Consider the following 23,607-nt stretch of genomic DNA (forward strand, 5'->3'; position numbering starts at 1 on the left):
ACGATGAGCGCACCGACCCCCGCCGCCTCCGCCCTCGACCGGCTCGCCCGCCTCGACCTCGCGTTCCTCAACTGGCGCGACCCGTGGCACCCGGACGCCGGCGGCGCGGAGGCGTACGCGCACGAGATCGCCCGCCGCTTCTCGGCGGCCGGCGCGCGCGTCACGTTCGTCTCCTCGCGCTACCCCGGCGCACGGGCCCGGGAGTACCGCGACGGGATGCGGATCGTACGGGGCGGCGGGACCTTCGGCGTGTACGCGTCGGCCGCCGCGCATCTGCTGCGCAACCGGCACGCGTACGACGCCGTCATCGACTTCCAGAACGGCATCCCGTTCTTCTCCCCGCTGTTCACCCCGCGCTGGACGGCCGACCTCTGCGTCATCCACCACGTCCACCAGCGCCAGTTCGACGTCCGCTTCCGCTGGCCGCTGAACTCCCTCGGCCGGCTCCTGGAGAAGCAGGTCAGCCGGCGGGTCTACCGAGGACGGCCGGTCGTCGTGGTCTCCCCCTCCACCCGGGAGGGCGCCCGCCGCGAACTCGGCTTCGGCAACCCGCTGCACATCGTCCCCAACGGACGCCCCACCGACCTTCCCCGCACGCCCGCCGGCACCCGCAGCGGCACCCCGGCGCTGACCGTGGTCAGCCGGCTGGTGCCGCAGAAGCGGGTGGACCTCCTCGTCCGGGCGATGCCCGCGCTGCTGCGCCGGATCCCCGAGCTGCGCCTCGACGTCTGCGGCGACGGCCCCGAACTGCCCGCCCTGCGCGCCCTCGTGCACACCCTCGGGGTGGGGCCCGCCGTCACCTTCCACGGACACGTGAGCAACGCCCGCAAGGAGGAGCTGTTCCACCACGCCTGGCTGACGGTCGTGCCCTCGGTGGCCGAGGGCTGGGGCCTCACCGTGATCGAGGCCAACGCCGTCGGCACCCCCGCCCTCGCCTTCGACGTACCGGGGCTGCGCGACGCCATCCAGCCCGGCGTCAACGGGTACCTGCTCGACCCGTCGGCCGACCTCGCCGACGGCGTCGCCGACGCCCTCGCCGAACTGGCCGACCCGGCCGCCCGCGAGCGGACCGCGGCCCGCTGCCGGGCCTGGGCGGCCGCGTTCTCCTGGGACGCGAGCGCCGAACGGCTCGCGCAGGTAGTCCTGGAGGAACTGCACCGCATCCACCGGCACCGACGGTCCCGGCGCGCGGCCAACGACCTCGCCGTGGTCACCCGCTTCACCGCGCGCGACACCGCCGCGACCGAGCGGGCGGTCCGCGAGGCACTCCGCCGGACCGACGCCTGGCACCGGGACGGAAACACCTTCCAGGTGCTCCTGCACGGCTGCGACGAGGTCCAGGCCCTGGGCGCGCTGGCGCGGCTCGGGGTCGACGACGCAACGGTCACCCTGGCCGGCGCCCGGGACGTCCTGGTGGGCGGGTCGTCCCGGCGCCTCGGGGCCCCTGATCCCCTGCCCGACACCGCGCCCCCGGCCGAGGAGTCCGCGCCCGCGACGAGTTCCGTGCGCTCTCCGGGCCGCCCGTCGCCGGCCGAGGAGCCCCGGCCCGCGCGGAGCGCCTCACGCTTCCCGGCCACCACGTCGGCCGCCGAGCCCGCCCCGCGCCCGGCGCCCGCGCCCCTCTCCCGGCCCGCACCCGCCGGCGAGGTCCGGCCATGAGTTCCGCCGAGTCGGTGACCCGGCGCACGCCCGTCCTGCCGGACGAGGTGACGGCCGTTCACGGCGCGCGGTGGATAGCGACCGCCGCGGTGGCGGTCGGCGTGCTCAACTACGCGTACGCGCTGGTCCTGACCCGGCTGCTGGACGTCGCCGACTACGCGGTCTTCGCCGCCGGGCAGGGGCTCCTGGTCTGCACGGCGGCGATCGCCGTCGTGACCGTGCCATGGATGCTGGCGCAGGCACTCGCGCGAGCCCGGTCCGAGGCCGAGCGAGCCGAGGCGGTCCGGTTCGCGGTCGTCACCGGCGTGGCCGGCGGCCTCCTCGCCGCGCTCGTGGTCGCGCTCGTCTCCGTGCAGTTCGCGAGCATGGAGACCGCCCTCGTCATCGCGGCCGGCACCTTCCTCATCTACGTGACCCGCGTCAGCGCGGGCTGGCTGCAGGGCACCGAGCGGCTGCGCACCCTGGGCGTCGTCACGACCGCCGAGGCGGTGCTCAAGACGGCGGTGGGGCTGCTGTTCGTCGCCGCCCTGGGCCTGGGCGAGACGGGTGCGCTCGCGGCGTTCGGCATCGGTGTGCTGCCGTTCCTGATCTACCGGCCGCGCGGCTTCCGCGGTGGCCGCGGGCGCCCGTGGCTGGAGACCACGGCCAACCGCGGGCTGTGGCGCCGGGCCGTCGGGGTGGCCTCGCTGCAGGGCGTGGTGGCGCTGATGGCGGCCGTGGACGTGATCCTCGTGGCGATGCTGCCCACCGACCGTGCGGAGGCCGCGAGTTATCAGGCCGCGGTGATGCTGGGCCGGGTGCCGCTGTTCCTCGCGGGCGCCGTCTCCATCGCCTTCCTGCCGGCGCTCTCGCGCCGCCGGGCGGACGCGCCGCTCGTGGGAGACGCGCTGCGGATGTACCTGACGGTGGCGGTGCCGCTGTCCGCGGTCGCCGCCACCGCGCCCGGATCGGTCCTCACGCGGGTCTTCCCGTCCGGATACGGCGAGGTCGGCGTGCTGCTCTCGCTCACGGCCGTGACCGGTCTCGCGCTCGGCGCGCTCGCCCTGCTCGTGACGTTCTGCCAGGCCGTCAACGACTACGCCTGTCTGAAGCCGCTGCTCGTCGGCCTGTCCGTGTACGTGGCGGGGCTGGCGTACGGCTGGACCGCGCACGGCGTGGTCGGCATGGCGGTCGGCGGCCTGGTCGGCACGCTGGTGGCGATGCTGCTCCTCGCGGTCCGGCATGCGCGCGTCCACGGTTTCGGGCTGCGGCGCGTGCTCCTCGGCCCCCGGCCGCTGCTGGTGCTCGCGCTGGCCGGCGGGCTCGTCCTGCTGCGGGCCTTCCCGGTGGCGTGGTTCTGCGTCGCCGTCGTGGTCACGGGACTCGCCCTGCGGTGGTTCTTCGGGCGGCACAGCGACCCCACCGGCCGTGACCCGGCCCCGGACGCCGGGGAGGCCCGTTCCTCGGGCGCGCCCGGCCGAGGTCCCGCCGGAGGAGCCGCCGCGGCCGTGCCGCCCGACGAGGAACGGTCCGTACGCCTGCTCGTGGACGCCGTCTGGCACGGCCGGACCCGCCCGGCCACCGACGCCGAACTGGCGGGCGCGCTCGCCGTGGCCCGGCGCAACCAGGTGGAGGGCGTCCTCGCGCGCACCTACCCCGACCGGCTCGCGGCCACCCGAGCCGAGGTGGCCGCGGCGACCGCGCTCTTCCGGCGCAATCTCTTCGAGTCGACGCGCCTGCTGCGGAGCAAGGGCATCCCCACGGTGCTCATCAAGGCGGATCTGTCGGGCGACTACGTGTACGGGAACTTCGACCTCGTCGTCCCGTACGGGCGCTGGGAGCAGGCGCAGGAGGCACTCGCGGGCTGGTACGTGCGCCGTGAACGCTACTGGCTGGAGCGCTCCTCGAAGGTGCTGCTCGACCCGGTGAGCGGCCCCGCGGCCCATCTGCACACCGCCGTCTCGTGGTTCGGGGTCCCGGTGGTGCCCACCGACCGGCTGTTCGCGCGGGCGCTGCCCGTCGACGGGGCCGGCACCACCCCGGGCGTCGCCCTGGTGAACGGCAGCCGCCCCGACTGGCTCGTCCCCTGCCCGGCCGACCGGCTGCGCATCTGGCTCGCCCACGCGCTGTTCCAGAACCTGACCCTCGACCTCTCCGAGCTGCTCGCCCTGCGCGCCCTGCTGAGCCCCGACACCGTCGCCGAGGCACACCGCGAGGCCGCCCGCGAGGGCTGGGCGTCCGGCAGCGGGCGGGCGCTGGAGGCGGCGCTCGCCGCGATGGCGCGGCTCGACCGGGGGGAGCCGGTGCCGCTGCCGCTGCCGCTGTCCGTGGGGACCTCCCTGCGGGTCGGTGCGGAGCACTCGGGTCATCTTCTCGGCCAGGGGCGGGTGCGGGTCGCGGCCCGCGAGGCGTCGCTGCGGGTACCGCTCGTGGTGGCCAAGCACGTTCGGAGGAGCGAGTCATGAGCCGCCCGATGAGTGGACGCGACACAGGCGCGCGGCGGGCGCCGCTGCTCGTGGCGGTCTCCGGACCCGACCACACCGGGAAGTCCTCGCTGGTGCGCGCCCTCTCCGGGCGGCTGCGCCGACGCGGGTTCGCGGTGGTGACGGTCCACTGTTACGGCTGTGTGTTCTGCCGCTGGTTCCCGGTTCCCCCACGGGTGAGGGAAGAGGGGGAACCGGGCGGGACGGGGGCGGGTGAGTGGGTACGGCGGTCCGCGCGTCCCGAGCGCCGGGGATCGTGGTTCCGCCGTGCCCACGCCGTCGTCGACGCGGGCGAGCTTGCGCTGCGGATCGGGGCCGCCCGGCTGGGCGTCACGGTCCTGGCCGGTGGCCGGCCCGCCGTCGTGGTGACCGACCGCGGTCCGCTGGACGGGCTGGTGAAGTTCGACCTGCCGCCGGGCCGCGGCGCCGCCGAGCGCTTCGCCCGGATCGCCGAGCGCTACGACCTGACACTCCTCCCGGAGACCCTGCCGGCCACGCTGAACGGGCGCGGCTGGGAGACCGCGGCGGGCTCGCCGGCCGCCTGGTGGGCGCGGCACCGTGCCTGGGCGGCCCGACTGCCCCGGGTGTCCCGGATCGACGGCGAGGGTCCGCCCGAGTCGGTCGCCGCGACGGCCCTGGAGCGCGTCCTCGCCGCCGTACCGCCGTCGCCGGAGGCCGCACGGCGCGGCTCATCGCGCTATCACGAGCGGGAACTCCCCCCGTCCACCGTCCCCGAGCGGCAGAAGCGGGTCGTCGTCTCCATCTACGACGACGCCGAGAACTCCGACTACCGCGGCGGCGGCGCGCTCGTCGTGGAGAAGCTGGCGCGGCGCCTCGCGGAGCACTACCAGGTGACCGTGGTGACGGCGGGCCGCAAGGCCGGCTCCGCGGAGCGCCACGGCATCCGTTACGTGACGCTGCCGGTGTGCCGGGCCGGGCCGCGCGCCGGGCAGCTGCTGTTCCTGGCGCTGCTGCCCCTGGTGGCCCGGCGGATCCGGCACGACGTGTGGCTGGAGAGCTTCACCCCGCCGTTCTCGACCAGCTTCCTTCCGCTGGTGTCCCGCTCCCCCGTCGTCGGCATCGACCAGGGCCGCAGCGCCGAGGCGCTCTGGCGCCGCTACCACCTGCCGTTCTTCCTGGTCGAGCGGATCGGGCTGCGCTGCTACCGGCACATCGTGGTGCTGAACGAGGCGGATGCCTCGGCGGTGCGCCGGCTCAGCCCGCGGGCCTCGGTGCACGTGATCGCCAACGGCGTGGAGCAGCGCCGTCTCGACGACGCCCGGCTCGGCAGCGGGGACTCCATCCTCTTCCTGGGGCGGATCGACACCTGGATCAAGGGACTCGATCTGCTCCTGGACGCCTACGGCAGCGCCCGGCCTCCGATGGAGCTCGTCCTGGCCGGCCGGGGCACCGCCACCGAGGAGCACCGGCTCGATCAGCTCCTGGCGGAGCGGGGCGACGGAGTGCGCTGGGTGGGGTACGCGGACGAGGAGCTGAAGCAGCGCCTGCTGCGGGACAGCGCCTTCCTGGTGGTGCCCTCGCGCCACGAGACCTTCGGCCTGGTCGCGCTGGAGGGCATGTCGTACGGGAAGCCGGTGCTCCACTTCGACCTGCCGGCGCTGCGCTGGATGCGCGGCGGCGGCGACGTGGCCGTACCGCCCTTCGACGCGGCGGCGTTCGGGGAGCGGATGACCGCGCTGGCCTCCGACCCGGTGCTGCGCGAACGTCTGGGGCGGCAGGCGGGGCTGGCCGCGCAGCACTACACGTGGGACGAGATGACGGGCGCCTATCTGGCACTGACCCGCCGCCTCGTCGACCGGCCGGCCGCGCGCCGGCGGCCGCGGAAGGACCGGAGAGTGCCATGGCAGTCGACCCGCTGACCGCGCTGTCCCGCTCCGGCGCGCTGCTGGTGCTCTCACCGCATCCGGACGACGCCGTGCTGTCCTGCGGCGCGCTGCTCGGACAGCTGCCCGACCGGTCGGCCGTGACGGTGATGACGGTCTTCACCGAGGCCGCGCCGCCGCCGCACACGCTGTCGGCCCGCCAGTTCCTGCGGCAGACGGGGGCGGCGAACGCCGAGGAGCTGTACGTGGAGCGACGGGCGGAGGACCAGGCGGTGCTCAAGCAGCTCGGCGTGGACCGCTTCCACGGCGGATTCGTGGACGGTCTGTTCCGCCGCCTGCCCGCGCCGAAGCGCTGCCGCCGGCTGGCGGCCCGGCTGCTCCCCGAGCTCGACCACGTCTATCCCACCTACCGGCTCCATCTGTCGCGCGGCCGGGTCTCGGCCCGGGACGCGGAGACCGTCCGGCAGGTGACCGACACCGTACGGGAGCTGCTGCCGCGCGGCCGCGGGCTGCTGCTGGCGCCGCTCGGGGTGGGCGGGCACGCCGATCACGTCCTGGTGCGTACGGCCGCCGCGCGCAGCGGACTGCCCGTCGTCTACTACAGCGACTTCCCCTACAACCTGCAGGCCGCCCCCGACCCGGACTTCACCACCGGACTCCGGGCGACCGAGGCGTCCTGGGACCGCGGCCTCGACACGAAGGCCGAACTGATCCGGGGCTACCGCACCCAGGTGAGCGCCCTCTTCCCCGACGGCGTGATCCCGCGCGTCCCCGAGGTGTACCTGCTGCCCGCCGGAGTGCCCGACGGCGCGGCCCGCCCGCCCGGAGGTGCGACATGACCGTCCCCGGCGCCTCCGTCGCGCCCGCGGCCGAACGGCCGGAGGAGCGGCCCGGCCCGGCGCGCCGCCTGTCGGTGGAGTCGGTGCCGACGGCGGCGTACGCCCTGGTCGCGGCGGTCCTGACGGTGCTTCTCCGACTGATCCAGGTGGGCCGGGCGAGCGACCTGTTCGTGGACGAACTGATCTACCAGGAGCTGGGGCGCAGCGCGGAGCGGGGCGGCTTCCCCAGCACGTCCGACGGTCTGTTCTTCCTGCATCCTCCCGGCTTCTTCTATCTGGAGGCCGGCTGGATGCGCCTGTTCGGCGAGCACCAGGACGTCATCGCGCAGGTCCACTCGCTGCGGGTGCTCAACGCGCTGCTCGCCGGGGTGACGGCGGCCCTCGTCGTGTTCCTGGTCGCGCGGGTGCGGTCGCGCACGGCCGGTCTGGTGGCCGGACTGGTCTTCGCGCTCGACCAGTTCTGCATCCGGCAGAACAACTGGGTGCTCCTGGAGACCGCGACGATGATGTGGGTGATCGCGGGCTTCCTGGTGCTGCTGCCCCTGTGCCGGGCGGAGCCGCCGGGCCGGCCGCGGCTGCGGGCGGTGGCCGGCGGGCTGCTGCTCGGCCTCGCGGTGCTGACGAAGGACCACTCGGCGCTGATCACGGTGCTGCCGCTGCTCCTGGCGCTGGCGCTGGGCTGGGGGCCGCCGCGCCGGCTGACCGCGCTCGCCGCATCGGCCGCCGTGGTGCCCTACACGGTGTACGTGACCCTCGTCGTGGGCTTCGGGCACTGGGAGTCGTTCTGGGACCAGAAGACGCACGGCCTGGACCGGCTGCTCGGCATCGTGCAGGAAACCGGCTTCAACGCACCGGGCCGGCCGTCGCTCGCGGGCCGGCTCACCGCGGAACTGCCCGAATTCGCCATCACCTACCTGCTGCTTCTGCTGACCCCGGTGGCGCTGTTCCTGCTGCTGCGCCGGAAGGAGCCGGTCTACCGGCTGCTGGCCCTCTTCGAGGCCTGCGCGATCGTCACGCTGGCCTACGCGCTCGGCATCGGCACCCTGGAGGAGCAGGCGCTGTACCTGTTGTTCGTGCCGAACCTGGTGGCGCTGGCCGTGACGGTACCGGTGCCCCGGCGGAGCCCCGCGCTGCGGGCGGGCGTCGTCGCCGTGCTCGTGGCGGTGCTCGCCGTGCCGGCGGGCGTCTACGCCCGGGACCGCGGGACCCCTGATGACGGGTTCGTCGGCATGCAGGCGTACCTGCGGCAGCACGTGCCCGCCGGCAGCGGCATCGTGACCGTCGACGGGCAGCGGACGGCCGGCGTCACCTACTGGACCTTCGAGGACGACTACCGGCTCGGCCACTGGGTCACGCCCGGTGAACGGGCCGCGCACCAGGCCCGCTACGTCATCGTGCCGTGGAAGGTGATCGAGGAGGGCTACGGCCGCTCGCCCCTGTCCGAGGTGCGCGACCTCATCCACGGCGCACGGCTGCTGTACGCCTTCCAGGGTCCCACGTACGGGACGCTGGCCCTGTACGAGCTGCCGCCGCCCCAGCCGTCGGCCGGCCCGCGATGAGCACCACCCCGCGCCGGCCGCGCGTCCTGCTCCTGACCAGCAGCCCGCTGGACGGGGCGGACGGGGCCGACGTACGGCTCGCCTCCGACGTGCTCGGAGCGCTGCCGGACATCGAGTTCACCTGGTTCACGCAATGGCCGCACCGGCGTGGCCGTCCGCCGCCGAACGGGCACGGCGGGCACGCGGTGCGCATCCTCTCCCGGGACGGGGTGCCGCACGTGTCCGAGCGGGTGCAGTCGGCGCTCGCCGGCGGGGTGCACGCACGCCGCTGCGACCTGGTGCACGCGTTCCTGACGATCGGGCGGACCTTCCCGGCCTTCTCGTGGCTGCGTCCGCTGCTGCTGGGGGCCCGCCCGGTGGTGCACACGGTGCCCGGGGTGATGGACGCGCGGCTGCTGCCGCGGACCCGGCCGCTGGGCACCACGATCGCCCTGTCGGAGTCGATGGCCCGCCGGCTGCGGGCGGCGCACTTCGGCGACGTACGGGTGATCCCGCCGATGATCCCGCTGGAGGAATGGCCGCCCCGGCCCCGTCCGCCGGGCCTGCCCGTGGTCCTCTATGCCGGGCACCACGACGCGCAGGGCGGGGCGGAGGCCGCGATCGACGCGGCGGCGGAGGCCGTGCGGGCGGGCGTCCGGTTCCGGCTGGTGCTGGCGATGCGCGGGCGGCCCGGGCAGGACCTGCACGCCCTGGAGGAGGCGCTGCGGGAGCGGGCCGCGGCGCAGGGTCTGGTCGACACCGAGGTCCTGGGCTACGTGGACGACATGCGGGCGCTGATCACCTCGGCGCACGTCTTCCTGTTCCCACCGTCGGCGATCGGCGGGAAGGCCGACATCCCCCTGACGGTCCTCCAGGCCCTCGCCACCGGCCGGCCGGTGATCCTCAGCGATCTGCCGCAGTTCGCCGACTTCGGCAACGCGGTGCTGCGGGCGCCCGCGGGGGACGCCCGCCGCACGGGTCAGCAACTGGTGTGGCTGCTGGGCCAGCCGCGCTCCTGGGACGTACTCGCCGAGCGGGGCCGGGCCACCGTGGAGAAGCAGTTCGGCCCCGAGCGGTTCGCCGCACAGTACGCGTCGCTGTACCGGGAGCTGCTGTCGTGAGGCCGGTCCGGCTGCCCGTGGTGCTCGGACTGCTCGCCGTACTGACCCTCGTGGCGGCCGCGTTCGGGCCCCTGCGCCCGGACGGACAGCCGCCGGCCCCGCTGTTCGGCACGCTCCAGACCGACCCGGAGCGGGCGGAGACGGAGTACGCGCACGGGCTGCGGATCGCCCATCTCCAGGTGGACTGGAGCCGGTTCGAGCCGGAGCAGGGACGGTACGACGAGGCGTACGCGCGGCAGGTGCGCGAGCGGCTGCAGTCGTTCCGGGACGCCGGCCTGCGGGTGGAGGCGGGACTGGGACTCAACCACCCGCCGGACTGGCTCCGGGACGCCTACCCCGAGTCGGTGTGGGAGAACCAGCACGGCGAGCGCTCCACGAGCACCCCGAACATCGTGTTCAGCGAACCGGTGCGGGCCGAGGTCGCCTCGTACGTGCGGCAGGTGAAGGAGCGGATCGGCCTGGACGACGTGTGGGCGGTCCGGCTCGGGATCGACGAGAACGGCGAGTTCGGCTATCCGCGGGCGGTCTCGGACGGGCGCGCCGGCGGCGAGTTCTGGGCGTACGACCGGCACGCCCAGGCGGCGAGCCCGTACCCCGGCTGGCGGCCCGGCGAGCACACGTACCGGGGCGCGCCGTTCACGGAACGCCAGGTGCGGCGCTGGTACGACTGGTACCTGGCCTCCCTCGCCGACGCGGTGAACTGGCAGATCGACCTGTACGCCGGGCTCGGCCACCGCGGCCCGCTGAAGGTGCTCGTACCGGGGGCCGGTTTCTATCCCTCCGACCGGGAGGCGGCCGTGGCCGCGTACCTGGACGGCCGCACGCGGGGGGCGCGCCTGATCGGCCAGGGCGTCGGCTTCTTCGCGACGCTCGGGCTCGTCCAGCACCGGGACCAGGTGCAGATCGTCACCACCGCCCTGGTCGACGGCACCGGGCGCCCCGTCGACAGTGGCTGCGCCTCCGGTGACGCGGGGAAGGTGGCCACCGCCCCCGACGCGACCCTGCGGTCCTGGTCGTCGGCCCGCTGGGTGGTCGCGGTGGCCCGGGCGGAGGGCTTCCGGCACGTGGCCGGGGAGAGCGCGGGCCCTCAGGTGGCGGCGTACCGGCCGGGCACTATGGAGGCGGCGTTCCGCCAGGTCGACACGTGCGGTCTGGAGGACCTGATGTGGGCCTTCGACCACCATCTCTACGACGGGACGCCCGGTTCCTCGCTCGAGACGTACGCGGAGCTGATCAGGGGCCGGGACGCCGGGCGGTGAGCAGCAGCACCCCGGTGTCCCCGTACTCGGGCAGGGTGCGGTCCTTGGCGAGGCGGGAGATCCGCAGGTCGGCGGTGCGGGGCCCGAAGACGGCGCGCAGCGCGGACTCGTCGACCGGGCAGGCCGGCCAGACCGGTCCGTGGCCGATGCGGTAGCTCGGCATGCGCTCCATGAAGGCGGCGACGAGCCCGCCGCCGGGCCGCACCGCGCGGGCGAAGGCCGCGCACAGGGCGGTGAACTCGCCGAAGTCCTCCGTGACGCTCTCCGCGACGAAGTTCATCGACGCCGCGTCGTAGTGCCCGTCGACGAGGTCGCCGGCGTCGCCCTGCACCACGTGGACCCGGGTGAGGGCCTCGGTGAGGGTGGGCGGCAGGCCCGGGTCGAGGGCGCGGGCCAGTGCGTAGAAGGGCTCCCAGCTGTCCTCGGGGCCGTAGGTCAGCTGGCGTCGCAGATAGGCACGACTGGCGGCCCCGGGTTCCAGGGCCTCGACGCGGCGGGCGGCGCCGGTGGCCAGCATCAGGGGGTAGAGGTTGGGGCCCGCGCCGAGTTCGAGGGTCCGGGCGAGGGAGCCCGGGGCGAACTGCCGGAAGAAGGCGCAGTGGTGGTGGATGACGCCTCGGTCGCACGGGTGCATCTGGCGGTAGTTCTCGGCCAGGTACTCCGCGACGGGCCACGCGTTCCAGTCCGCGTCACGGTTCCTGCGCACCGCCCGCCGGGTGGTGGCCATCATGCCTCCGGGGAGCGGCCGGCCGGGACGGCGCCGGGCTGGGCGGCGGTGCGGCGCTGAAGCGCGAAGCGCGCCGACAGGGCGGTGACCGTGTCGTTGAGCTGCTCGATCTCCTCGTCGGTGTTGGCGGCGGTGATCTGGACGCGGAAGCCCACCCGGTCGCGCGGCACGAGGGGATAACTGGCGAGCGTCACGTAGATGCCCCGGTCCCACAGGAACGCGGCGACCGCCTCCAGCTCCGAGGCGTCGCCGAGCGGGATCTCGATGATCGGCAGCCCGTCGGTGTTGGGGGTGGCGATGCCGAGGCCACGGACGTGGTCGAGGACGCGGGCGGTCTTGCGGTGCAGGTCGGCCCGGATGGCGTCGCCGCGCTCGTCGTTGACGTCGAGTCCGGCGAGGGCGGTGGCGAGCGAGGCGGTCGGCGAGGGGCCGGAGTAGAGGTAGGGGGCTGCCGCGACCTTGAGGTGGTCCTTGAGGCGGCTGGGCAGGGCGAGGAAGGCGAGCAGCGAGGAGTAGGCCTTGGAGAAGCCGCCGACGAGGACGATGCCGTCGTAGGTCTCGCCGAGGTGGCGCACGATGCTGTTGCCGCGGGAGCCGTACGGGCTGGTCTCCCCCGGTCCGCGTTCGCCGATGACGCCGAAGCCGTGGGCGTCGTCGATGTACAGCAGGGCGCCGTGCTCACGGCAGATCCGGGCGGTGGCGCGCAGGTCCGGGAAGTTGCCGGTCATGCTGTTGACACCGTCCATGCAGACGAGCCGGGCGCGGCCGCGGGGCGCCTCGCGCAGCAGCGTGTCGAGCTCCCAGGGCTCGTCGACCCGGAAGCGGTGCAGCTCCGCGCCCTGTCCCCGGGCGACGACGCAACCGTCGTAGATGGTGCGGTGGGCCTGGGACTCGACGAAGATCTGGCCGCCTGCGGCCAGCAGCGGGATGACCGACTGGTGGATGAGGGTGATGGTCGGCAGCAGCAGGGTGTCGGGGGCGCCGAGGAGTTCGGTGAGGCGTTCTTCGATGCGCGGGTAGAGCCGGGGGCTGCCGATGAGCCGGGACCAGCTGGGATGGGTGCCCCAGGTGCGCACCTGGGGATCGATGGCGGCCATGATCTCGGGGTCGAGGTCGAAGCCGAGGTAGTTGCAGGAGGCGAAGTCGATCAGCCAGTGGTCGTCGACGCGGAGCCTGCGGCCGTCGATCTCGTCGATGACGGCGTCGCACATGGGGCTGGTGCGCTTGAGCCGCTCCAGGTCCCGCCAGCGCATGTCGAGCTTGGAGGCGCGGGGGGCCCGGGGTTCCGTGGCGGGTGCGCCGGCGCGGGCGGCCCTGGCGGTGCGGACGGTCCTGGCGGTACGGGCCTGCCCGCCGGCCGGCCGGTGCAGGAAGGTCTCCGCCTGGTGCGCGGTGAGGGGGCGGGCGAACAGGTAGCCCTGACCGAAGCGGCAGCCCATGTCGGCGAGGAGGGCGCGCTGGTCCTCGTTCTCAATGCCCTCGGCGACGACCTGGAGCCCGAGGACGTCGGCGATGCGCACGATGCCCTCGACGAGGGCGACCTGCTGGCGGTCGGTGGTGATGTCATCGATGAACGACTTGTCGACCTTCAGCACGTCGATGGGGAACTCGCGCAGGTAGCTGAGGGAGGAGTACCCGGTGCCGAAGTCGTCGATGGCGATGGACACCCCGAGGTCCTTCAGGGCCCGCATGGTGGAGCCGATCTGCTCGTCGCCGTGCATGAGGACGGACTCGGTGAGCTCCAGGACCAGGGAGTCGGGGGCGAGCCCGGAGGAGCCCAGGGTGCGCCGGACCACGTCGAGCAGGCCGGGGTCGCGGAACTGGCGCGCGGAGACGTTGACGTTGGCGCACAGCGGCGGCGTCCGGCGGTGGGCGCGCTGCCAGCGGGAGATGTCATGGGCCGCGTGGTCGAGCACCCAGGCGCCGAGCGGCATGATGTGGCCGCTCTCCTCGGCGATGGTGATGAACTGTTCGGGCGGGACCATGCCCCGGCGCGCGTGCGGCCAGCGGATCAGGGCCTCGAAGCCGGCCAGAGAAGCGTCGTCGACCTCCACGATGGGCTGGTAGCGCACGGCGAAGGAGTGGTCGGCGATCGCGTTGTCCATGCCGGCCTGGAGCTCGTGGCGGGCGACGAGCCGGGAGTGCAGCTCGGGCCGGAAGCGCCGCCACCGCTTCTTGCCGGCGGCCTTGGCGGCGTACAGGGCGAGGTCGGCGTGGCCGAGGAGTTCCTCGGCGTGGGCGCTGTCGAGGACGGTGGCGACACCGACGCTGGTCGAGACGGACACGGCGCCGTCGGTGAGCTGGAAGGGCTGGCTGAGGGTGTTCACGATCTCGGCGGCCAGCACCTCGGCGTCGCCGGGCTCGCGCGCGCCCTCGATGAGCACGGCGAACTCGTCGCCGCCTAGCCTGGCGGCGGTGTCGGTGAGCCGGAGCACGGAGGTCAGCCGGCGGGCGACGGCGACGAGGAGCTCGTCGCCGACGGAGTGGCCCATGGTGTCGTTGACGACCTTGAAGTCGTCGAGGTCGACGAAGAGCATGCAGGTGAGGGTGGCCTCGCGGCGGCCGCGCAGCAGGGCCCGCTCGATCCGCTCCAGGAGCAGCACCCGGTTGGGCAGCCCGGTGAGCGAGTCGTGGAAGGCGCGGTGGGTGAGCTCCCGCTCCAGTTTGCGCTGTTCGGTGACGTCCCGGAGGGTCAGCACGAGGCCGTGGACGGTCTGCTCGTCCCGCAGGTTGCTGCACCGGACCTCGACCTCCAGGTCGGCGGCGCCGCCGTGCAGCAGCTTCCAGTCGTCGCGGGCGTCCACGTTCCCCCGGGCGCGGACCCCGGAGAGGATCCGCAGGGCGCTGACGGAGTCGCCCGGGGCGAGGAGTTCGGTCAGCGGGGTGCCGGGCAGCAGCGAGTGACCGAACATGCTCTCCGCGGACGGACTGGCGTATCGGATGGTGTCGTCGTCGTCGACGATGAGGATGACGTCGGACGTGTTGTGCACCAGGGTGCGGAAGTAGGCCTCGCTGGTGCGGCGACTGACCTCCTCGCTCAGACCGAAGCGTTCCAGGGCGAGCGCGGCCTGGGAGGCGAGGGACTGGGCGGGGGCTGAGATCTCGGACAGCTTCTTCTCCGTCCCGGCGAGGAGGAGCGCGCCGAGCAGCTGCTCGCCGGCGGCCGGTGCCTGGAGGGCGAGCGGGCAGAACAGGGCGTGCGTCTCGGGCGCGACCGCGGCCGCGACGGCGGGGTCGAGCGCGCCGACCGGGAGGAGTCGGCTGCCGTCGGCGAGGAGCTCGGGCCAGGGGACGCCGTCGGATCCGTTGGCCCCGGGCCCGGTGACCTCGACGGCCTGGAGGTTCCAGGGCCGGCGGCCGGTGGGCACCGCGGCCAGCCGGCCGCGGCGGTCACGGGTGAGGAGCATCGTGTGGTGCGGGGTGCCGGCGCCGAAGAGCGTGGCGGCGGCGGTCTCGACGGCGGCCGCGACCTCGCGCGGGCTCAGCGCCGCCACCAGGGACGCGGCCGCGACCCGCAGGCTGCGCTCGCGGGCCTCGGCCTTGCGGTGGTCGGCCATCATGCCCCACAGGCGGATCAGGACCAGCAGGAACATGAGTGCGGAGAAGATCGCGATGATGCCGATGTCCCGGTCGGGGTCCTGACGCAGCGACTGGAAGAGCAGCAGCGCCGGGGCGATGAGGGACGCCATGGCGAGGAGGAAGAGCCGCCGCTCGGCGATCCGCGGCGCGGGCTCGGGCGCGAGGTCGGTGAGCCCGGTCATCGAGGGGTGCAGGGCGGCGAGGCCCCAGGCGGTGAAGAAGACCACCCAGCCCAGGTCCCAGGGGGTGCCGACCTGCCAGGTGCCGTCCAGTTGCTTGACGCCGTAGACGACGTCGGAGAAGAGGATGCCGCAGGTGCCCAGGGTGAGCAGCTGGACGGAACGGGAGCGCAGCCCGCCGGGTACGAGCAACCGGGCCAGCATGGCCAGCATCAGGACGTCGCCCAGGGGGTACGCGATCGAGATGGCGCGCTCGACCCACGTCATGTCCGGGGAGACGGCGAGCGGATTGATCAGGTTGACCCAGGCCAGCAGCGCGAGGCCGGAGGTGAGGATCAGCGCGTCGAGCGCCACGGCCAGGTCGCGGCCCGCGGCCCGGCGGCGGATGAAGCCGTAGAGCCCGATCGCGAAGAGGGGGTACGTGACGAGGTAGAAGGCGTCGGCGAGGGAGGGGAACGGCCGGTTCTGGTGGAAGAAGGCCTCCAGCGCGTTGTACGTGGTGTCGCCCGCGACGAAGGTGAAGTTGGCGGCCGCGAGCACCAGCCAGGGCCAGCGGCGGGCGGGCCGGTGCAGGTGCACGCCGGTGAGGATGGCGGCGACGCCGCTGAGACCGATGAGCGCCCACAGGACCGTGTGGCGGGACGGCACTTCCAGATAGGCGACGGTGACACCGGCGACGAACAGCAGGTAAAGAAGAGTCCAGCGGCGCAGTGGCCCGGACAGCTGTCGCAGCGGCATCCTCGACCGCCCCCTCACGCACGTTCCGGGTATTCGTCCAGTCTGTCGGGTACACCGAGCCGTCGCACCCGCGCGTACCGGGGGTGAGGGGCTGGACACGAACGGCGCACGGAGGGGGCGACGGGGAGGGCTCCCTGGCCTGGTCGGCAGGGCTCCCGGAGGGTCGAGCGGGACCGGGGCGAGCGGGACCGGGGCGAGCGTGGCGGGGTCGAGCAGGACCGGGTCGAGCGGGACCGGGGCGAGCAGGACCGGGGCGAGCAGGACCGGGGCGAGCGGGACCCATCCGGGAAGCGGTCGACGGCGGGCGGTGGCCGCTAGCGGGCGAGTTCGCCCATCGGTCCCCAACCCTGCTGCGGCACCTCGACGTTGATGATCTCGGGCGTGGCGGCGATGGCCTCGCCCATGACCTCGAGACCGGCCTTGAAGTGGGCGGAGGCGACGTGCGCCGCCCCGGCCTCGGCGTCGGCGAAGGCCTCCAGGAGGACGTACTGACAGGGGTCGTCCACGCTGCGCGACCAGTCGAAGAAGAGGTTGCCGGGCTCCTCGCGGGTGGCGTTGGTGAAGTCGGCGACGCGGTCGAGCCAGGTGTCCGCGTACTCGGGGCGGGCGGTGAAACGCACGGCGATGAAGATCATGCGTCCACGGTGCGCCGGTCCGGGCGCGCGGGCCAGCCGGCCGGGTCAGGATTCCGGCAGGGTCGGAATCGGGACGGCGGCGGCCGTGAGAGCGGCGGCGCCGTCCGGCAGGGCCTCGGCGAGCAGCGGGAGGGCACGGGCGAGGGCGGCCCGGACCTCGCCGTGGCGCCGCCGGAAGTCGGTGGTCGGCAGGGAGACGGACAGCGCGTGCACGCTGCCGTCCCGGCGCCCCGGGAGCGCCGTCGCGAGGCAGGTGTACGCGGGGTCCGCCTCACCCACGGAGACGGCGAAGCCCCGGTCGCGCACCCGGGCCAGCTCGGCCTCGAAGAGCTCGGGGCTGGTGATCGTGCGGTCGGTGAACCGTGCCATGCCGTGGGTGTCCAGGTAGCGCCGGCGCAGCGCCCGGGGCAGCCCGGCGAGCAGGGCCTTGCCGTGGGCGGTCGCATGGGCGCGCGCCTCGGGCCCGGGGGCGAAGGGGTGGGCGGTGTCGGTGACCGGTGCGGTGGTGTCGACGACCGTGATCCGGCCGTCGCGGTAGGCGGTGAAGTAGGCCTCGGCGCCGGAGGCGCGCCGCAGCTGGGCGAGCAGTCCGGCCACGGGCGCGCCGAGCCCGTGGTGCCGTTGGTACGCACGGTGCAGCGCGGGCACGCGGGGGCCGGGGGCGTATCCCTCGGAGGTCCGTACGAGAAGGCCGCGGGTGATCAGCGGGCCGGTGAGGTGGTAGACGGTCGACAGGGCGCAGCCGAGCGTCCGGGCCAGCGCTTTCGCCCCGACGGGCCGGTCGGCGTCGGCCACGGCGTCGAGGAGGGCGAGCGCGCGGTCGACGGACCGGGGGCCCGCGGACCGGGAGTTCGCCTGCTCGGGATCTGCCTGCTCAGGGCCTGCCTGCTCAGGTCCTGCCTGCTCAGGACCCGATTGTCGAGGGCCCGCTTGTCGAGGGCCAGCCTGCGGGAGGTCTGCTTGCCGAGGGCCTGCCTGCGGGAGGTCTGCCTGCCGAGGGCCTGCCTGCGGGAGGTCTGCCTGCCGAGGCCGAGGGCCTGCACGCCGCGAGTCGGGGGAGGAAAGCGGCGTCTCAGGGGAGGACGGAGGCACCTGTGGGGAGGACGGGGACACCCGGTCACCTTAGTTCGCCGGGGATGAGAGGAGCGTCACCATATGAATAAAAGGGATCATCTGGAACTATCACCGCCATTCGGCGTAACGTCGAGGGATACCCCGTTCGACGGAGGGCACCGCCGCCCCCTCACGGGCGTCCTCTGACTCCTCACCGCCCTGGGAGGGTGTGTGCGCCGCTCCACGACCGACCACGCTGCCGCGGGCCCCCACGGGCGCCGCGGCCACATACGCAAGGCGGCGATCGCGACCGGTGCGGTCGCGGCCGTCGCGGGCGGACTGTACGTGGCAGGGCTCGTCGCCACCGGCGACGACATCTCCGACGGCACGCGCGTCAACGGCATCGACATCGGCGGCCTGAGCCGCGCCGAGGCCGCCGCCCGGCTCACCGCCGCGGCCCCCGCCTCCTGGAAGGACCCGGTGCGGGTCACGATCGGTGGCACGGCCACCACGGTCGACCCCGCCACGGCGGGGCTCACGGTCGACGTGGCGGCGACGGCGGACCGGGCGGCCGACCCCTCCCGCGACCCGTTCACGGTCATCGGCCGGCTGTTCTCGTCGGAGGACCGTGACATCGAGCCGGTCGTGTCCTTCGACGACGCCAAGGCACGCGCGGCGGTCGCCGCGCAGGCGAAGCAGCACGACCGTACGGCCCGCGAGGGCGCCGTGGCCTTCAAGAACGGCAGGACGGTCGTGACCGAGCCGCGCGACGGCCGGAAGCTGGACACGGCGAAGGCCGTCGACGCGCTGCGCGCCGCCTACCCCGGCACCGGCGGTGCGGGCCCCGTGGTGCTGCCGGTGTCCGTGACCCAGCCGACGGTGAAGGCGGCGGAGGTCGACCGCTTCGTGAAGGAGTTCGCGACCCCGGCCATGTCGGGCCCCGTCACGCTCACCTCGGGCGACAAGCGGCTCGCCATCCCGGCGGCGACCCTCGGCGAGCACCTGAACGTGAAGGCCCACGGCGGCCGGCTCACCTCCTCACTGGACGCCCGCACCCTGATGCACGACCCTGCGGTGTCCCGTCCGCTCGACTCGCTCAGCGGTGCGCCCGTCGAGGCGAGCCTCGGGGTCCGCGACGGCAAGGTCGTCGTGGAGCGCGACGGACGCCCCGGCCGCGAGGTGTCGCCCGACGCCCTCGGGCGCGCGGTGGAGCCGCTGCTCACCAAGCAGGGCGCGGCGGCCCGCACCGCGCCGGTGCCCGCCAAGCTGACCCAGCCGCAGCTGACGGCGGAGAGCCTGGCGGCGCTGGGGATCACCGAGCAGATGTCGACGTTCACGGTGCACTTCCCGGCCGCCCCGTACCGCACGACCAACATCGGCCGGGCCGTCGAGCTGATCAACGGCTCCGTGGTCCAGCCGGGCGCGGTGTGGAGCTTCAACCGCACGGTCGGCGAGCGCACCGAGGCGAACGGCTTCGTCGACGGCACGATGATCATGGACGGCCAGTACCAGAAGGCCCCGGGCGGCGGCGTGTCCGCGGTCGCCACCACGGTCTACAACGCGCTGTTCTTCGCCGGCGTCAAGCCGATCGAGCACGGCGCCCACTCGTTCTACATCGAGCGCTACCCGGCCGGCCGGGAGGCGACCGTGGCCTGGGGCACGCTCGACCTGCGCTTCCGCAACGACTCGGGCCACCCGATCTACATCAAGGCGAGCTCGACGGACTCGTCGGTGACCGTCAGCTTCCTCGGCACGAAGAAGTACGACACGGTCGAGGCGGTCGCCGGCCCGCGCACCAACATCACGCCGCCGAAGGAACGCAAGGACCCGAGCGACAAGTGCGAGGTCCAGGAGCCCCTGGAGGGCTTCGACATCAAGGTGGACCGGGTCTTCAAGAACGGCGGCGTCGAGGTGAAGCGCGAGACGTTCGGCACGCACTACACGCCACGGGACAAGGTGACGTGCGTGAAGCCCGAGCAGCCGGACGCGGGCCAGGACGGCGCGGCACGGTCGCGGTGACCCGGTAGCCCGGCCACCCCGGCGGTCCGCCGCTCCCTCGGCACGCGGAAGGGCCCCTCTCCTCGAGAGGGGCCCTTCCGCGTCCTGGTGTCCTTACGTGCTCACGCGTGGCGTGCGGGGCGGTGGTGCTGGGGTGTCTTACGTGCTCACGCGGGGCGGGGGGTGCGGGGAGCGACGGGATCAGACGTCGGCTCAGACGTCGGCGCGGACGGACGCGTCCACCGGAGCCGGGGCGGCGGTCTCCGCGACGTCGGAGAGGTCGCGGTGACGGGTCTCGCGGGCGCAGGCGATGGCGACGACCGTGAGGAGCGCGGCGGCGATGACGTAGAGGGCGATCGGGGTCGAGCTGTCGTAGTCGGCGAGCAGCGCGGTGGCGATGAGCGGCGCGGGGGCGCCGGCGGCGACCGAGGAGAACTGGGCGCCGATGGAGGCGCCGGAGTAGCGCATCCGGGTCGCGAACATCTCGGAGAAGAAGGCCGCCTGGGGGGCGTACATCGCGCCGTGCAGGACGAGGCCGACGGTGACGGCGAGCAGCAGGCTGCCGAAGGTCCCCTGGTCGATGAGGGCGAAGAAGGGGAACATCCAGAGCCCCACGCCGATCGCGCCGATCAGGTAGACGGGCCGGCGGCCGAGCCGGTCGGACAGCGCGCCCCAGAGGGGGATGACGGCGAAGTGGACGGCCGAGCCGACGAGGACGGCGTTGAGGGCGGTCTGCTTGGAGAGGCCGACCTGGGTGGTGGCGTACACGAGGATGAAGGCCGTGATGACGTAGTACGAGATGTTCTCGGCCATGCGGGCGCCCATGGCGACGAGAACGTCGCGCCAGTGGTTCTTGAGTACGGCGACCAGGGGCATCTTCTCGGCCTGGTCGGCGGTGGCCTTGCGCTCCTCGGCGGCGGCGAGGGCGGCCTTGAAGACGGGCGACTCGTCGACGGAGAGCCGGATCCACAGGCCGACCATTACGAGGACGCCGGACAACAGGAACGGGATCCGCCATCCCCAGGCCCCGAAGGCGGACTCGGAGAGCAGCGCGGTGAGTGCCGACAGCACACCGGTGGCGAGCAGCTGCCCGGCAGGCGCTCCGGTCTGCGGCCACGAGGCCCAGAACCCGCGCCGTTCGGCGTCCCCGTGCTCGGACACCAGCAGCACGGCGCCGCCCCACTCACCGCCCAGTGCGAAGCCCTGCACGAGCCGCAGCGCGGTCAGCAGCAGCGGAGCCGCGGACCCCACGGTCGCGTGCGTGGGCAGCAACCCGATGGCGAAGGTCGCCCCACCCATCAGCAGCAGGCTGAGCACCAGCAGCTTCTTCCGCCCGAGCCGGTCGCCGTAGTGTCCGAACACGAGCGCGCCCAGCGGCCGCGCGGCGAAGCCGACGGCATACGTCAGGAACGAGAGCAGCGTTCCGACCAGCGGATCCGACTCGGGAAAGAACAGCTTGTTGAACACCAGCGCGGCGGCCGACCCGTAGAGGAAGAAGTCGTACCACTCGATGGTGGTGCCGATGAGACTGGCGGCGACGATGCGCTTGAGGGAGCCGGGGGGCGTGGGAGCGTGTGTTGCGGCGGCCATGTGCACCACTTCCGAGCGGGTGAGGGGGACGTGTTCGTGTCGCCACACCGTAGGAACGGGCAGGTCAGGCGCGTATGTGGTGGGACACCATAGTTCGGGGCGCGGTCATCCGCCCGGTCACCATGTCAGGCAGGAGAGGGCCCGACAAGGGCCGCTGAACGCCCCCCACACGACAGAAACCTGGTCCGGGAGCTGACGCACCCGTCGCCTGGGGCGTTCTCGATGGTTCAGCACCCCGCGTGCCTACTCGGATTGACACCACGGGGTCAGGCTCGTTCCCCGCTCGACCCACTCCGCGAAGAACACGGGTCGACCGGCCCGTCTCAGGGGGAGGATCTGGTCGCAGGTGGCGCGGCCGTCGAACCACATTTCGCCGCGGTGAGGGCCCGTGACGACGAGGAGGGTGGAGAAGCCGCAGCCGCCCTCCTGGAGGTACACCGCACCGGCCGTCTTACGTTCCTCCAGAACCCCGCACTCGTCGTCCCACTCCTCCCATGCCTCCGTGTCCTCGCGGGGCGGCTCGCGCTCGTCGAGGTCGTCGTCGGCGGCGCGGTAGGAATCGGGGTGCGGGAACGGCTGGGTCAGTAGGTCGTAGTTGGTGTGGGTGTCGCCGTACCAGCCCCAGCCCTGCGGGCCGCGCCACAGCCGGTTGAACCCACTTTCGGGGTTTCCCTGCCGCAGGAGGTGCTCGCGGTACTCGGACGGAAACGTGATCCCCAGCTCCCCCTCCGCCTCCCGCAGGTCCGTCTCGCTGAGCCTTCGTTCCACCGGGAAACCGTCGCGCCGCATGACTTCCGGGTCGAAGAACCCCCGGCGACGGCCCCCCAGGAGGCGGAGGTACTCCGCCCTCCAGTCGATCTTCATGCCGCGAGTTTAGAGACCATGCGCGGGTGAGGACGGTCCCGCCCGGTTCAGCGGGTTCGTCACGGCCCGGATCTCTCCGTGTCGGACAGCCCTGAGCGCGAGAATCGGTCGACGCCCCCCGAGGCGGCCGGAGGCCGGCTGGCGGGTGCCCTCGCCGAGCCCTCCAGAAGGTGATCCGGGTCACTTCATGTCACAGGGGGCGGTGGTCCGGTGTCTTGTGTCCGATCGCCTGATGCTGAGGAGGAAGCCATGTCCGACAGGAACGGCACGAAGCACCGCGTCGTGGTTCTGGGCGCCGGTTACGCCGGGGCCTACGTCGCCGGGACCCTGGCGCGGCGGCTGGCGCCGTCGGAGGTCGAGGTCACCGTGGTGAACGCCGAGCCGGACTTCGTACAGCGGTTGCGGCTGCACCAGCTCGCGGCCGGCCAGGAGATCGCGACCCCGCGGCTCGCCGATGTCTTCGCGGGAACCGGGATCCGACTGCTCGTGGCCCACGTCACCGGCATCGAACCCGAGCGCCGGGTCGTCACGGTAACCAGCACCGACGGTGAGGTCGGCTACGACACGCTCGTCTACGCACTCGGCAGTCACGGCGGCGACCACGGTGTCCCCGGCGCCGCGGAGCACGCCTTCGACGTGGCCGCCCGGCCCTCCGCGCTGCGGCTGCGGGAGCGCCTGGACGGTCTGGAGGCGCGGGGTGAGGACGGGAAGGTGGTGGTCGTCGGCGACGGGCTGACCGGGATCGAGACCGCGACCGAGGTCGCCGAGTCCCGGCCCGGCCTGTCGGTGACGCTGATCGCCCGCGGCGAACTGGCCGCTCCTCTCTCCGCCGGGGCCCGCGACCACGTGCGCCGGGCCTGTTCCAGGCTCGGCGTCACCGTCCTGGAGCACACCAGCGTGCAATCCGTCGAAGCGGGGCGGGTCCTCTGCTCGGACGGCACCGTCCTGCCGTCCGACGCGACCGTGTGGACGGCCGGGTTCGCGGTCGCCCCGATCGCCGCCGCCGCCGGTCTTCAGGTCACCGACGACGGCCGGATCGTCGTCGACCGCACCATGCGCTCGGTGTCGCACCCGCACGTGTACGCCGTCGGCGACAGCGCCCACGCCCTCGGCGACAACGGCCTTCCCCTTCCCATGTCCTGTGCCTCCGCCGGCTACACCGGCCGACAGGCGACGGCCGCGATCGTGGCCCGCCTGACCGGCGGCAGGGTCAAGCAGACCGGGCTGGAGTACGTGGGCAACCACATCAGCCTGGGGCGGCGCGACGGCATCCTGCAGATGGTCGACCACAACGCCCAGGCGAAGCCCACGTACCTGGGCGGCCGGAAAGCCGCGCGGATCAAGGCCGGCATCCTCGGCATGTCGCTGTGGACCACCTCCCACCCCACCTTCGGCCTCCCCACCCGAAGGCGGCGCCTGCCCGGGACGCCGAAATCGAACGACCAGGCGACGACCCGTCCAGTAGGAAGCGGAGAAGCCGCCCGCGGCTGACCCGTCCCGTCATACCTGCCAGGAGACAGGC

15 protein-coding genes are annotated in these 23,607 nt (G+C 73.7%); 9 read left to right on the forward strand and 6 right to left on the reverse strand.

The genetic code is table 11. The annotated features are described in order from the left end of the window. The first annotated feature begins 3 nt into the window (after nucleotides 1–3). Genes ACIRQF_RS10780 through ACIRQF_RS10810 form a run of 7 tightly spaced genes read left to right on the forward strand, consistent with a single transcriptional unit; the run spans nucleotide 4 to nucleotide 10,722 of the window. Complete coding sequence (locus ACIRQF_RS10780) at nucleotides 4–1,659, forward strand: glycosyltransferase family 4 protein (RefSeq protein ID WP_404090839.1); 1,656 nt, start codon at nucleotides 4–6, stop codon at nucleotides 1,657–1,659. Then, nucleotides 1,656–4,103, forward strand: a complete 2,448-nt coding sequence (locus tag ACIRQF_RS10785) for a lipopolysaccharide biosynthesis protein (protein WP_404090840.1) — start codon at nucleotides 1,656–1,658, stop codon at nucleotides 4,101–4,103. Before ACIRQF_RS10780 ends, ACIRQF_RS10785 begins: the two co-directional genes overlap by 4 nt. Then, the gene (locus tag ACIRQF_RS10790) at nucleotides 4,100–6,001 is read left to right on the forward strand and encodes a glycosyltransferase (RefSeq protein WP_376636293.1); all 1,902 of its coding nucleotides are present in this window, start codon (nucleotides 4,100–4,102) and stop codon (nucleotides 5,999–6,001) included. The genes ACIRQF_RS10785 and ACIRQF_RS10790 overlap by 4 nt, the downstream gene beginning before the upstream one ends. After that, nucleotides 5,983–6,804 (forward strand): PIG-L deacetylase family protein, encoded by an 822-nt coding sequence (locus tag ACIRQF_RS10795; protein ID WP_376636295.1) that lies wholly within the window; start codon nucleotides 5,983–5,985, stop codon nucleotides 6,802–6,804. Before ACIRQF_RS10790 ends, ACIRQF_RS10795 begins: the two co-directional genes overlap by 19 nt. Further along, nucleotides 6,801–8,363: an ArnT family glycosyltransferase gene (locus tag ACIRQF_RS10800; RefSeq protein WP_404090843.1), complete on the forward strand. Its 1,563-nt coding sequence runs from the start codon at nucleotides 6,801–6,803 to the stop codon at nucleotides 8,361–8,363. Before ACIRQF_RS10795 ends, ACIRQF_RS10800 begins: the two co-directional genes overlap by 4 nt. Next, nucleotides 8,360–9,463 carry a glycosyltransferase family 4 protein gene (locus ACIRQF_RS10805; protein WP_404090845.1) on the forward strand — a complete coding sequence of 368 codons (1,104 nt, stop codon included), beginning with the start codon at nucleotides 8,360–8,362 and terminating at the stop codon, nucleotides 9,461–9,463. Before ACIRQF_RS10800 ends, ACIRQF_RS10805 begins: the two co-directional genes overlap by 4 nt. Beyond that, entirely contained in the window at nucleotides 9,460–10,722 is a 1,263-nt protein-coding gene (locus ACIRQF_RS10810; RefSeq protein WP_404090847.1) for a beta-galactosidase, read from the forward strand. Before ACIRQF_RS10805 ends, ACIRQF_RS10810 begins: the two co-directional genes overlap by 4 nt. Here ACIRQF_RS10810 and ACIRQF_RS10815 read toward each other — a convergent pair. The 4 genes from ACIRQF_RS10815 to ACIRQF_RS10830 form a co-directional block, all read right to left on the reverse strand. Further along, on the reverse strand, nucleotides 10,697–11,452 hold the full coding sequence (locus ACIRQF_RS10815; RefSeq protein ID WP_404090848.1) for a class I SAM-dependent methyltransferase: 756 nt from the start codon (nucleotides 11,450–11,452) through the stop codon (nucleotides 10,697–10,699). The two genes, ACIRQF_RS10810 and ACIRQF_RS10815, sit on opposite strands and share 26 nt — an antisense overlap. After that, nucleotides 11,449–15,945 (reverse strand): aminotransferase class I/II-fold pyridoxal phosphate-dependent enzyme, encoded by a 4,497-nt coding sequence (locus ACIRQF_RS10820; protein ID WP_404090851.1) that lies wholly within the window; start codon nucleotides 15,943–15,945, stop codon nucleotides 11,449–11,451. The genes ACIRQF_RS10815 and ACIRQF_RS10820 overlap by 4 nt, the downstream gene beginning before the upstream one ends. A 314-nt stretch (nucleotides 15,946–16,259) precedes the next feature. Further along, a complete protein-coding gene (locus ACIRQF_RS10825; protein WP_404090854.1) occupies nucleotides 16,260–16,580 on the reverse strand; it encodes a putative quinol monooxygenase in 321 nt (106 codons plus the stop codon). A gap of 45 nt (nucleotides 16,581–16,625) precedes the next feature. Then, on the reverse strand, nucleotides 16,626–17,693 hold the full coding sequence (locus tag ACIRQF_RS10830) for an IclR family transcriptional regulator C-terminal domain-containing protein (protein ID WP_404090857.1): 1,068 nt from the start codon (nucleotides 17,691–17,693) through the stop codon (nucleotides 16,626–16,628). Nucleotides 17,694–17,864: 171 nt separating this feature from the next. Here ACIRQF_RS10830 and ACIRQF_RS10835 point away from each other — a divergent pair, with 171 nt between their 5' ends. Beyond that, nucleotides 17,865–19,652 (forward strand): VanW family protein, encoded by a 1,788-nt coding sequence (locus tag ACIRQF_RS10835; RefSeq protein ID WP_404090860.1) that lies wholly within the window; start codon nucleotides 17,865–17,867, stop codon nucleotides 19,650–19,652. 192 nt (nucleotides 19,653–19,844) lie between these two features. On the opposite strand, the gene ACIRQF_RS10840 is transcribed toward ACIRQF_RS10835, so the two are convergent. After that, nucleotides 19,845–21,221 carry an MFS transporter gene (locus ACIRQF_RS10840; RefSeq protein ID WP_404090863.1) on the reverse strand — a complete coding sequence of 459 codons (1,377 nt, stop codon included), beginning with the start codon at nucleotides 21,219–21,221 and terminating at the stop codon, nucleotides 19,845–19,847. A gap of 243 nt (nucleotides 21,222–21,464) precedes the next feature. Next, nucleotides 21,465–22,085: an SMI1/KNR4 family protein gene (locus tag ACIRQF_RS10845; RefSeq protein WP_404090866.1), complete on the reverse strand. Its 621-nt coding sequence runs from the start codon at nucleotides 22,083–22,085 to the stop codon at nucleotides 21,465–21,467. A 249-nt stretch (nucleotides 22,086–22,334) separates the two neighbouring features. On the opposite strand from ACIRQF_RS10845, the gene ACIRQF_RS10850 reads away from it, so the two are divergent. Next, on the forward strand, nucleotides 22,335–23,576 hold the full coding sequence (locus ACIRQF_RS10850; protein WP_404090868.1) for an NAD(P)/FAD-dependent oxidoreductase: 1,242 nt from the start codon (nucleotides 22,335–22,337) through the stop codon (nucleotides 23,574–23,576). Nucleotides 23,577–23,607 lie beyond the last annotated feature (31 nt).

Source organism: Streptomyces sp. NPDC101191, from assembly GCF_044767915.1.
GTDB lineage: Bacteria > Actinomycetota > Actinomycetes > Streptomycetales > Streptomycetaceae > Streptomyces.